The following is a 12,575-nucleotide window of genomic DNA, read 5'->3' as shown; positions in this document are numbered from 1 at the left end:
ATTTCTATGTAAATTATTTTTCTTAAAGTTAAATTTAAGACATTTATATAATATATCATTAATATAGATTGTTATTTATAGACAACAATATATTAAAATATAAGTATAAAGGTATTTTATGAAAAAAATATTATTATCATTATTGTTTTTTATGGCATTTTTAATTCATAAAAATTCTGCATTAGCACTATCAAAACAAGTAAATATTTATAAATTAGAATATAACAATTCCAAAAAGGCTATTGGTAGCATTAAAATTGAAGAAACCACATACGGTTTGATTTTCATCCCTAATTTATCTACTTTATCAGAAGGAATGCATGGTTTTCATGTACATGTAAATCCTTCATGTGATACAAAAGATGGCATAATTGGTGGAAGCGCAGGTGGACATTATGATCCGGAACATACCGGAAAACATTTAGGACCTTATAATGTCAATGGTCATCTTGGTGATTTACCAGCACTTTATGTTGATAAGCAGGGATATGCCATAATGAGCGTTCTTGCTCCACGATTAAAAAAAATCTCTGAAATTAAAGGGCGCTCTTTAGTCATTCATTTAGGGGCTGATAATCAATCAGATAAACCATTACCGCTTGGCGGAGGTGGTGCACGTTTAGCGTGCGGTATTATTGAAAAATAAAGAGTGTATTGTGGCAGACTGCGACAGTACACACTCCCTTTACCATAAGGTGTGAGAGAAATTTATTTTTTAAATCTATTTCAAGAAATTGAGTAAACTGTGTGAATATTTTATAAAATTAATGTTTTTTTGAATGTTTACTTCGGATAACAAAAAGCTTAGTAATCATCAAAACGAACAGCAATGGAAATTAAAGAAATAGTAGTGTAAATTCTCCGTAAGAAGACTTCAATATGAGGAAGTAATATTTTCCATGCTTGATGTAAACAAAGCAAAAAAGTCGAATTTCACCCTCTATAATAGCAAATTTATAATAAATTATAATCATTAAGTCTAGTATTTAATGGAATCACGCTCAATGCACAAAATAGAACAGGCTTAAAACAGAATTTTTACTCTTCCCCTACTCAACCCTACTCATGAGGTACGTGAGAAAAATTTTAATTGATACAATATCAATATGAGATGGTTTGAAAGGATTGAATACTAGGATATTCATTCCCCTCATTTAAGTTTAAAGACTAATTATCATTAGTAAATCAACACATTATACCAATATAATAAGACAAATAAAATAGTTAGAGTAATTTTCATCATTCTGAAAAAAAGCTTTTAAACAATAGAGTCTTTTTAAAAATACCCCTCATAGATACATATGATCCCAATCTAGAGGACGCATCTCACCAGTTTGATAAAATTGACGAATGAGCTTAATATAATCAAGAAAATCTTCGTTTTCCTCCACTAATCTATTAGCAGTATCCCAATCAATATCACTACGTTCTTTGGCAGGAATTAAGATCTCACTCTCGGAAGAGTTTTCCTTATTAAGTCTTATAAATCCAATTCCATGCAAACTTGAAAGCATCCGAAGCTCTTTTAATGTATCAACTCCTTCAATTTCACTAGCAACTAAATAACTCAAATTAGCCCATGAAGAATTACTAACTGTTTGAAAAAATGCTTTTCGTAAATTTGAACGATTGATGAGAATTTTTACTTCAAAAGACCAAAGCTTTGTCTTTTTATCAAAATATTGCAAAATACAGGCTTTGATTTCACGATTCCATTCCTTGCTTAAATCTTGCATCCCTACGAGATCTGGATAAAGCCATTTATTTCCGCCTGCACCATGTTTATTACGAGAACATTTCTCATTAATGCGCTTTCTATAAACTGCAAGCTCTGACCATAAAAATTTAGATAATAATGGATAAAGATCATGCTCTTTAACAGAGCCATCTTCTGTTCTACTCTTTGCATTGTCCTCTATTGCATCAATTTCAGCACTATCTGTTTGTTCAGTAAAATAATATTGTCTCGGTCGTCCTTCAGTGGTTTTAATTTCTGAATAACGCTTTTGTAACTGAGGGCGTTTTGCCCCTATTTCAGCAACAATTTGCTGAATAAGAGCCGCATCACTATTAAGGGGAGTGATTATTGCCGTTGAATTCTTTTGTTTTTGACGGCATTTTTCTGGGTAATTTTCAAATATCCATTGAGCAATTTCTCGAGCTGTAAACTTTTTTGTCGGGTTTTTCTTTAAAAAATTAAAAACAGTGTTTGTTAAATTTAAAGTCATATGAAAAACTCCCCCTTTTATCCTCTGGGTATTTCATTATATTCAGGCGTTTTAAATGAAAGAACAATAAACTGTTTAAGTTTTTTAAAAAAAGAACATTTATCAAATTACTCAATAAAATTAAAATATTTTTTTTAATTTATGACTATAAACTCAAAGATTTTTTTACATAATGAAAATAAGATTGTACTTTTATAAAAAAGTGTAAATGTGCTACAAATCCCCATACAAAAGCATAATCTTGTATAACTTTTCTATACATTTTTCTTTTTATTTTAACGTCGTTAGAAAAAAGTTAAAAATAATTATTCAAACATTTGATTAAACCTCACACCCGTCAATTAAAAAACTTATGTGTTTTATTTTTGAAGCAAAAAGTTATAAGCTCTCAAGTATAGATTCTGAAATGGTAAACTCTGCACACAAACCTTCAAAACTACTATTTGCTTTAATAGCATCATGGGGAATAAGAACATAATACCATTTTTTATCGCCATAAGTCGCCGCATAGCGCGTTGCATGACAACACCATTGAACTGCAGCTTCTCTCTTTTTTAAAACAATAGGATTTTGCATTTCAGAGGCTTTTTTAGGCTCACAAAGATATTTGGCATCCTTCGTTTCTACAACAAAGTCTGGTTCATAGATTGATCCTTTATCATATTCTATTCTGAAAAAACCTCGAGCGGGTTTCATCCATTTCAAGACTTGTGCATCATCCTCTAATATTTGAGCAAATCGTAATTCCCCTTCTACTGAATCAAACTTTTGTAAAGGATAACAGCATTTTCTAAAGCCGCTGAATACAAGTTTTTTAATATCGCTTTTAATGGCAGGAATATTACGAAAGTCAAGAGGAGACGTCCCTTGCGGCAACACATAATGGATAGGTTGTAAAGTTGTAAAACCTCGTGTAACTTTAACCGCATAATCTTTTTGCGTTTCCCATTGATGTTCTCTTAATTGCGCAACAATAAAACTAGTAAGCTTGTGCTGATAGTGAATTAATACGTTCTCAACAGCTGTATCATTGGGTAAATAAGATCGGAAATGTTCTACTATCTGACTAGCTAATTTTCGTAATAAGAGCGTATGGTTATCATAATCGACAAAGTCATTATCAATCAAACCACGAATGATGTAGTTTTCAAGATAAGGCTCTTTGACATATTCATTCTTAGATGTGAGAAAAATGCTTTTATGGGTACGCAATTCTCGAATTAAAAGTTCTTTACTAACAGGTTGAAAATTTAAGTTTTCTAAATTTTCCAAATCAAAATCATAAAAACCATAAGTAACATCACGCGAAGGAATGAGTATAATATTTGGAATATCTATTATCAGTTCTGTTAATTGTTTTGTCAGAATTGTCACCACTTTTGATACAAGAGACTTTTGTGATGAAGGCTTAATATTCATAACTTTATTAGCAATTTTTTCTTGTATCTGTGCAGAACAAAGCATTTGAGAACTTGGCAATTTATCATTCTCTTTGATAAGATCCCACGCGATCGCTGCAATATCTTGCTCTTCAGGTGTTAATGTAGGGGAATCTGTATGACGTAATATGATACCTTGTAAATCAGAAGATGCTCCATTTATATCGGAATTACGTATTACCATCGTTTGCATCAATAAAGCTTCTACTTGACTTGGAACTGTCACTATATCGGTCTTTTCAAAGGGGATATTCCCTCCTGTTCCAATCTCAATATGCTTTTTTATAATTGAGTTTGGATCGTTTGCACGATCAATAATATCTTGAAAACGATCATGCGCAATAATTGTTAAACGATCAATAGCTTCCACGCCTGTTCTATACCCATAAGGCAAACGCAATCCACGCCCAATTGTTTGCTCTGTTAAAATTTCTGAAGCCGATGCACGCAACGGTACAATAGTATAGAGATTCGTAACATCCCACCCCTCCTTTAATTTATTAACGTGAATAACAATTTCTGTTGGGTCATGAGAATCTTCAATTGCAATCAGCTTTTGAATATTTTGATCTTCTTCTATATTCGACTGTTTTGTATGAATCTCTATAACTTTTCCCTTATAAGCTCCTGCAAAAAAATCATCTGATTCCAATAAATCACGCAATTTCTGTGCATGATTTGTATCTTGAGCGACAACTAAAATAAAAGGCTTAACGAACTTTTTGTTATAATCTTTTGCATAGACAATTAAATCTGCTTTCACGTTTTCATGGGCATGAATTGCATCTTGTAATTTGATATGTTCTAATTGTTCAGATGTATAATTTTGAGGTTGAAAATCTTTACGTGTAGCAACAGCAGGCTCTTTTACAAAACCATCTCTCATAGCCTCTGCAAGTGAATAACTATAGACAACATTTTTAAAATCTACGGGTTTTGCACCTATTGTTTTTGGTGTCGCTGTAAGCTCTATTCCTAAAACAGGTTTTAACTCATTAATTGCTGCCGCACCAGCAGAAGCTCGATAACGATGTGCTTCATCCATTAACAAAACTAAATCAGGAAGATTTGCGAGATAATCAAAATAACTTTCACCAATCGTTTCTTGTAAGCGTTTAATTCGCGGAATACTAGATTTTAGTGCGCCTTTTTTATTATCCGTTGTATTAATTTTAGAAATATTAAAAATATTGATAAAGGCCGTATCTCTATTCTCAAACAAACGCTTTTGTCCTTGAATATGGTGTTCATCAACGCGAATACCTTTACCACTTTCATAATCTTCACCTGTAATAATAACGGGTCTATTGGCAATAAATTCACTCATTCCACTGAAAACATACTTCGGACTTTGGGGACTAAAATCCTGTTTTAACTTTTCATAAATAGTCAAATTTGGCGCTAAAACAAAAAAATGGCGACTATGACCTGTTAAATAAAGATAGCTGATAAAAGCCCCCATAAGTCGCGTTTTCCCAACACCCGTTGCTAAGGCAAAACAAAAAGAGGGAAAATTTCGTTCAAAATCTTGTACAGAAGGATAAAGATTTTTTATCACTTCTAACTCTGCAACCAAATCAGCATTTTTAGAAAGCTCTATATTTTCTAAGATTTTTACCAAAATATTTAAAGATTCACGTTGAGGATCACGCAACGATAAGCGAGCAGAAATCCTTTGTTCAACAGTGTTCATGAAAAACTCCGCTTTTTATATATTATTCAAATAAATCTAATTCTGCTTGCGCAATATCTTTATTTTTGCTGTTTTCTTTTACCACAATCACTGGTTCAAGATTGGCTACATTTAAACTGTAATCGTCCCTTCCCCATTCGCATTTTTCTAATATTGCACGGGGGATTTTAGTGAGTGTCAGATTTTCAAAGGATGCTGATTTTGTATCAAAGGCTGTACCACAAATCAGCAACGTGCGATGAGAGCCTACCTCTTCACTCATTATACGGAGTTGTTCATGGGTCATAGCGCTTGTTGTGACATAAATATAATCTGTTTCGGTTGAATACCCTTGCATCCAATAATGATTTTCATCAGGTGCATAGGTAAATCCCATATGTTTGCACATTGCTTCTGAAAGCATCGCAGCATTATATTCGCGACTAATAATCCATTGTCCCCATGGATCCTTTTGCAACAGAGAAGGTGCAAGGCGATAATAACGGAATCCACCGCCACCTTGCCAATTGACACTTTTGGAAATTCCCCCTTGATCAGTTCCATCAATGACTTGTTTTAAACGAGGGATAATGTGGGTGTGACAATGCTCACCAAGTTCAATCATAATCCACTTCCTTCCCATTTTATGGGCAACAGCACCGGTTGTGCCAGAACCAGCAAAAGAATCCAGTACAAGATCACCGGGATTAGTGGCAAGTTGAATAATGCGTTCCATTAAACGTTCCGGTTTAGGAGTTGTAAAGACACTATCAGAATTAAAAATTTTGACTTCTCTTTTGGCATCTTGGTTGTGTCCCACTTCTGTGTAGGGCCAAATCGTCATTGAAACCATACCATTTTTTACTTCTGATAAAAAACGCTTAATACGTGGCACTCCATTATTATCTGTTCCAAACCAAATACGATTATCTTTCAATAATTCAAAGAATTTTTTTTCATTTATAGCCCAACTTCTACCATTAGGAGGCATCACCTTGCGTCCAGAAGGTGTGATGATTTCATAAATATCCTTAGGCGTTACTCTTTTTACGGACAAATCTCCAGACTGCCATAACCCACGCGGATCATTATCAGGATTTTTATAGCGCGCATCCATATCGCTTGAACGAGGAAGCAATTGAGGGCGCCAAATCGTTTTATCTTTGGCATAAACTATCACGAAATCATGATTGTCTGAAAGCCACTTTGCATCATTCTGCGGAGCAAATTTTTTTTGCCAAATAATGTTGTTGATGAAATTTTGGCGACCAAAAATTTCATCCATCATCACTTTAAGATAAGCTTGTTCATCATCATCAATGGAAATCCAGATACTTCCATCATCCGCCAGTAAATGATGTAACAATTCTAGCCTATCTCTCATAAGACTTAGCCATATGGAATGCTCTAAACCATCTTCATAATGTTCAAAAGCATTGCCTGTATTATAAGGTGGATCGATATAGATACATTTTACCTTCCCCGTATATTCTTTCTCAAGCGCTTTGAGCGCGAGCAAATTATCACCAAAAATAAGTTTATTATCAAAAATATCTTGGGATGATATTTGATGCGAAGCGTGATAAGATTTTTCAAGATCTTCTAATAAGATACGAGGCTCTAGTTTTGGGCGTTTTTCTTTTCCAATCCAAATGAGTTCTAGTTTTTGTTTATTATAACTCATGCGATCGTCCTTAAATTCAAATGCTTGTGAAAAGTAAACAGCTTATTCATGAATGGCTAAATTAGAGTCTCTTAACAATACTTTTAGTACCATCCGACAGCAATTTGAGCTTCTTCTGACATACAATCAGGTGTCCATGGTGGATCAAAAGTCATAGTGACTTCAACATACGAAACCCCTTCAACTGCACTGACTGCATTTTCTACCCACCCCGGCATTTCACCTGCAACAGGACATCCCGGTGCTGTAAGAGTCATTTCAATTTTTACTGAACGATCATCTTCAATATCAATACGATAAATCAGTCCTAGCTCATAAATATCAGCAGGAATCTCTGGGTCATAAACTGTTTTGAGAGCAGCAATAATATCATTTGTCATACGATCAATTTCGTCTGCTGGAATTGCTGATATGTAAGATTTTTTATTTTCGCTTACAGTTTCAACGGATTCTGTAGAATGACGCTCTTCAATTGATTCAGCCATTAAAAAATGTCCTTGTTTCTTGCAATGCTTCTACTAATTGATCTATATCCTCTTGAGTGTTATACATGGCTAACGATGCGCGGCAAATAGATGTTAGACCAAAGCGCTGTAATAAAGGCTGTGCACAATGAGTTCCCGCACGTATCGCAACCCCTTTTCTATCAATAAACATAGCGATATCATGGGCGTGAATCCCTTCAATTGTAAATGATATAATAGCTCCTTTATTGGGAGAATGACCATAAATACGCAATGACTCAACCATTTTAAGTTTTTCCTGCGCATAAGCTAAAAGGGATCTCTCATGGGCATGAATCGTGCTACGACCTTTCTCTTGTATATAATCAATAGCCGCAGTTAATCCAATAGCTTCAACGATAGGAGGAGTGCCTGCTTCAAAACGGTAAGGAGGAGCATTATAAAAAACCTTATCGGTTGTTACCTCCTCGATCATTTCCCCTCCCCCTTGAAAAGGACGCATTTCTTCTAACCTATCTTCTTTACCATACAAAACACCAATACCAGTGGGTCCATAAAGCTTATGACCTGTAAAGACATACCAATCACAATTGAGATCTTGCACATCAACGGTTAAATGTACTGCTCCTTGAGAACCATCAACAAGAACAGGAATAGAATTTTGATGTGCTAGTTTAATAATCTCTTTAACAGGAGGCACAGTTCCTAATATATTGGACATATGCGTTATAGCAACAAGCCGCGTTTTTTCGCTTAAAGCCTTTTGGAAATCTTCAATGTGCAGAACACCATTTTCATCGACAGGAACAAAAATAAGTTTAACACCTTTTTGTTCACGGAGAAAATGCCAAGGAATAATATTTGAATGATGTTCCATGATCGTTAGAACAATCTCATCACCTTCCTTGAGTTTTGGCATCGCCCAACCATAAGCAACAGTATTAATAGCTTCTGTTGCATTTTTCGTAAAAACAATTTCTTCAGCTTTTTGAGCATTTAGAAAAACACGAACGGTTTCACGAGAATTTTCATAGGATTGTGTTGCTATATTGGCTAAAAAATACATTCCCCTATGCACATTAGCATAACTATAGTGATAATAATTATTCATTGCATTGAGTACTGACATTGGTTTTTGGGCAGAAGCACTACTATCAAGATATGCTAATCGCTTTCCATAAACTTGATGGTGCAAAATAGGAAAATCACGCCGAATTTCTTCGACATTATAAGTAAATGTTTGTACGTTATTTTCCATTTTTTCTACCTTAAACATTTTTTTCAAGCCATTTACTAATGATATTCTCCAAAACGATTTGAATATTATCTTGCTTGATGTCATCAATGAGCTCAGAGATAAATCCTTTAATCAAAAGTGCTCGCGCCGTTTTAAATGGGATACCACGTGTCATAAGATAAAAAAGATAATCATGATTAATATTAGCAACTGTTGCACCATGACCACATGCAACATCATCAGCAAAAATCTCCAGTTCAGGCTTTGCATTAAATTCTGCATCATCTGAAAGAATAAGGCTATTACAAGCCATGCGTGCATCTGTTTTTTGCGCTTTTTGAGAAACACGTATTATTCCTTGGAAAACACCAACAGCCTTATCTGTAACCACATTGCGTATAATTTCGGTTGATGTTGATTTTTCTTCCACGTGACGAACAGTCATTGTAAGATCACTATGTGTTTGTCCTGATAATAAATTTATGACGCGTAATTGAAAATCAGATTCTTCTCCCTGTAATTCAATATCGATTTCTTGGCGATTTAATTGACTCCCTATATTAATGACATAAAGTGATAACTTCGCTCTTTGATCAAGAACAGCACAAAATCGACCAAATTGTGTAGAATTAAAATCACGATTGCGAATGAGAATCCACGTAACATCACTATCAGCAGCAACATTTAATGAAAATATTGAACTGACAAAGGTATCTTTATCATTGCCAACCTGATGTTCAATAAACATAACTTGACTATTTTTATCAACTTTTATATCCGAAAAAATATGAGATTGTCCCCCCATTTGTATATTTTGTAATTCAATGGGGATATTTAACTTTGTATTTTCAGGGATGTGAAAAAGCCAACCATCTGTAACAAATGCTGTATTTAACTGTCCAATAAAATCTTCATCAGAAATGTTTTGATTTATCTGTACAGAATTATCTTCTAATGCGTCTGAAAGGCGTTTTACTGCAATGTTGTCTACCTTTGACTCTATCGATGTTTTTCCATTGTTTATGGAGAAAACAGCACTTTCTGAAAGCAATGCATCAACCAATTGATTGTCTTGAACTTTTGAAAAATTGCTAATAGACTTCAGTAAGGTACGCAGATTGGTATAATGCCAACTTTCGATTTTACGGGAAGGAAGCCGTGTCGTTTGAAACTGCTCAATAGTTTTCTTGCGGATTTCCTGTACAGCTTTATCACCAGGTAAGTGGTTTACATACTGATTAAAATTACTGAGTATATTTTCTTCAACCGCTAACAAGTTTTGCTGTGCATTCATATTTAATAACCTCAAACCGCTTCCCTAATAAGATCAGCATACCCATTTTCCTCTAAATAAAGCGCTAAGGATTTATCACCGCTTTTGATAATTTGTCCTTTATAAAGAACATGTACCGTATCAGGAATAATATAATTAAGCAGCCGTTGATAATGGGTAATCACCAAAAATGAACGTTTTGAATCCCGAAGTTTATTAACACCATCTGCAACAATTTTTAGTGCATCAATATCTAAGCCAGAATCCGTTTCATCTAAAATGCATAGTGTAGGTTCAAGAAGTGCCATTTGTAAAATTTCAGCGCGTTTTTTTTCTCCACCTGAAAAACCTACATTTAATGGACGCTTTAGCATATCCATATCTATTTCAAGTTTGGCTGAAACTTCTTTAACACATTTTATAAATTCAGGAATTTTAAGTTCTTCGTCACCTCGCGCTTTGCGTTGAGAATTCATCGCAACTTTTAAAAATTCCATTGTTGCTACCCCTGGTATTTCCATTGGATATTGAAATGCAAGAAAAACACCATATGCAGCACGTTCTGCTGGATCCATTTCTAAAAGTGATTGTCCATTATAGAGAATATCTCCTTCTGTTATTTCATAATCATCACGACCAGCAAGCAAATAAGATAAAGTTGATTTTCCGGCTCCATTTTGTCCCATGATAGCGGCAACTTCTCCATCTTGAACTGTCAAGTTTAAACCACGAATAATTTCTGTATCGGTTTCAGCAATACGGGCGTACAAATTTTTGATCTCTAACATAATTTAATCCTGTTTTGGCTGTTTTTCAGATATCAATGCGTATTATTTTATCTTAGCATCCATCTACTTTTGTAATTACCATAGAGGTCATTTTTAGCATTATGTGCTACCGTTACAGCCTTTTTACATAAAGTCTTCTATTTATCTAATTAAATAAAATTATCCAACACTACCTTCAAGGCTAATACTAATAAGCTTTTGTGCTTCGACAGCAAATTCCATGGGAAGTTTTTGAATGACCTCTTTTACAAAACCATTTACAATTAATGCGATAGCTTCTTCTTCCGGAATTCCTCTTTGCATAACATAAAAAAGTTGGTCATCAGAAATTTTTGATGTTGTGGCTTCATGTTCAAACTGAGCTGTTGCATTTTTTGCTTCAATATAAGGAACTGTATGCGCACCACAATCATTTCCGATTAACAAACTATCACATTGCGTAAAGTTACGCGCATTTTGTGCTTTTCGATGCGCTGTGACTTGTCCCCGATAAGTGTTATTTGAAAAACCTGCAGAAATACCTTTGGAAATAATGCGACTGGATGTATTCTCTCCCAAATGAATCATTTTTGTACCAGAATCAATTTGTTGATAACCGTTTGCAACAGCAATAGAATAAAATTCTCCACGCGCATTGTTACCACGGAGTAAGCAGGATGGATATTTCCAAGTAATCGCAGAACCGGTTTCAACTTGTGTCCATGAAATTTTAGAGCTATCACCTCGACAATCTCCACGCTTCGTCACAAAATTATAAATACCGCCCTTGCCATCTTTATCGCCAGGATACCAGTTTTGTACTGTAGAATATTTAATCTCTGCATTTTCAAGGGCAATAAGCTCAACAACAGCAGCATGAAGTTGGTTTTCATCACGTTGGGGTGCTGTACACCCTTCAAGATAAGAAACATAGGAATCTTCAGCGGCAATAATCAATGTTCGTTCAAATTGGCCAGTGTTGCGTTCATTAATCCTAAAATAAGTTGAAAGCTCCATAGGACAACGAACCCCTTTGGGAATATAAACAAATGAACCATCTGTAAAGACAGCAGCATTTAAGGCCGCATAATAATTATCACTTATAGGTACAACTGTTCCTAAATATTCTTTAATAAGCTCAGAATGTTCAATAATCGCCTCTGAAATAGAACAAAAAATCACACCGGCGCGTGCCAGCTCTTTTTTGAATGTTGTTACAACAGAAACAGAATCAAAGACTGCATCAACAGCCACCTGCCCCGATACAGACATACTGTCATCAAAAGTGGAGGGATCAGACTGTTTTCTTACTCCTGCCAAAATCTCTTGTTCTTTAAGGGGAATGCCAAGTTTTTCGTACGTTGCTAATAACTCAGGATCCACTTCATCCAAAGATTTTGGTCCTGTATGATTTTTGGGAGCAGCATAATAATAAAGCTCCTGAAAATCAATTTTAGGATATTCAAGACGCGCCCAATGAGGCTCTTGCATTGTCAGCCAACGGCGGTAAGCTTTTAAGCGCCATGTTAGCATCCATTCAGGCTCATTTTTTTTAGCGGAAATAAATTTAATAATATCCTCATTTAAGCCTTTTGGAGCTTTATCGGTTTCAATATTGGTTTCAAAACCATATTTATATTGGTCAACATCTATTTCACGTACTTGGCGTATCGTTTCTTGTACTGCCGGCATCAATTTTCTCCATTTTTTGGCGTCAAAAACCGGTAACTAAAGTCTTGTTTTTTACAAGATTAAAGTAAGCAAGTTATCTCCTAGGCTATAGGTAAAGCGCAAAAATTTCAATCAAACTT

At 34.8% G+C, this 12,575-nt stretch carries 9 protein-coding genes; 1 reads left to right on the top strand and 8 read right to left on the bottom strand.

The window, feature by feature from the left end:
• The first annotated feature begins 118 nt into the window (after positions 1–118).
• The gene (sodC, locus tag ACFINL_RS03565) at positions 119–646 is read left to right on the top strand and encodes a superoxide dismutase [Cu-Zn] SodC (RefSeq protein WP_375632234.1); all 528 of its coding nucleotides are present in this window, start codon (positions 119–121) and stop codon (positions 644–646) included.
• Between the two features lie 643 nt (positions 647–1,289).
• Here sodC and ACFINL_RS03560 read toward each other — a convergent pair.
• The 8 genes from ACFINL_RS03560 to sufB all read right to left on the bottom strand — a co-directional run bounded on the left by ACFINL_RS03560 (position 1,290) and on the right by sufB (position 12,456).
• A complete protein-coding gene (locus tag ACFINL_RS03560; RefSeq protein WP_375650285.1) occupies positions 1,290–2,228 on the bottom strand; it encodes a COG2958 family protein in 939 nt (312 codons plus the stop codon).
• Positions 2,229–2,606: 378 nt separating this feature from the next.
• Positions 2,607–5,360, bottom strand: coding sequence for a DEAD/DEAH box helicase (locus ACFINL_RS03555; RefSeq protein ID WP_375650280.1), 2,754 nt, complete (start codon positions 5,358–5,360; stop codon positions 2,607–2,609).
• Positions 5,361–5,382: 22 nt separating this feature from the next.
• On the bottom strand, positions 5,383–7,023 hold the full coding sequence (locus tag ACFINL_RS03550) for a site-specific DNA-methyltransferase (RefSeq protein ID WP_375650276.1): 1,641 nt from the start codon (positions 7,021–7,023) through the stop codon (positions 5,383–5,385).
• Between the two features lie 83 nt (positions 7,024–7,106).
• Positions 7,107–7,508: an SUF system Fe-S cluster assembly protein gene (locus tag ACFINL_RS03545; RefSeq protein ID WP_273787976.1), complete on the bottom strand. Its 402-nt coding sequence runs from the start codon at positions 7,506–7,508 to the stop codon at positions 7,107–7,109.
• The gene (locus ACFINL_RS03540; RefSeq protein ID WP_375628099.1) at positions 7,501–8,745 is read right to left on the bottom strand and encodes a cysteine desulfurase; all 1,245 of its coding nucleotides are present in this window, start codon (positions 8,743–8,745) and stop codon (positions 7,501–7,503) included. Before ACFINL_RS03540 ends, ACFINL_RS03545 begins: the two co-directional genes overlap by 8 nt.
• A 10-nt stretch (positions 8,746–8,755) precedes the next feature.
• Positions 8,756–10,018 carry a Fe-S cluster assembly protein SufD gene (sufD, locus tag ACFINL_RS03535; protein WP_375611953.1) on the bottom strand — a complete coding sequence of 421 codons (1,263 nt, stop codon included), beginning with the start codon at positions 10,016–10,018 and terminating at the stop codon, positions 8,756–8,758.
• An 11-nt stretch (positions 10,019–10,029) separates the two neighbouring features.
• Positions 10,030–10,785, bottom strand: coding sequence for a Fe-S cluster assembly ATPase SufC (gene sufC, locus ACFINL_RS03530; protein ID WP_375611899.1), 756 nt, complete (start codon positions 10,783–10,785; stop codon positions 10,030–10,032).
• Between the two features lie 159 nt (positions 10,786–10,944).
• Positions 10,945–12,456, bottom strand: coding sequence for a Fe-S cluster assembly protein SufB (sufB, locus tag ACFINL_RS03525; RefSeq protein ID WP_375611898.1), 1,512 nt, complete (start codon positions 12,454–12,456; stop codon positions 10,945–10,947).
• Positions 12,457–12,575 lie beyond the last annotated feature (119 nt).

Origin of the sequence: Bartonella sp. AA78NXGY (genome assembly GCF_042197005.1) — a bacterium.
Lineage (GTDB): Bacteria > Pseudomonadota > Alphaproteobacteria > Rhizobiales > Rhizobiaceae > Bartonella.
The sequence above is the reverse complement of the archived record's forward strand: the minus strand, read 5'-3'. Positions and strand labels throughout refer to the sequence as shown.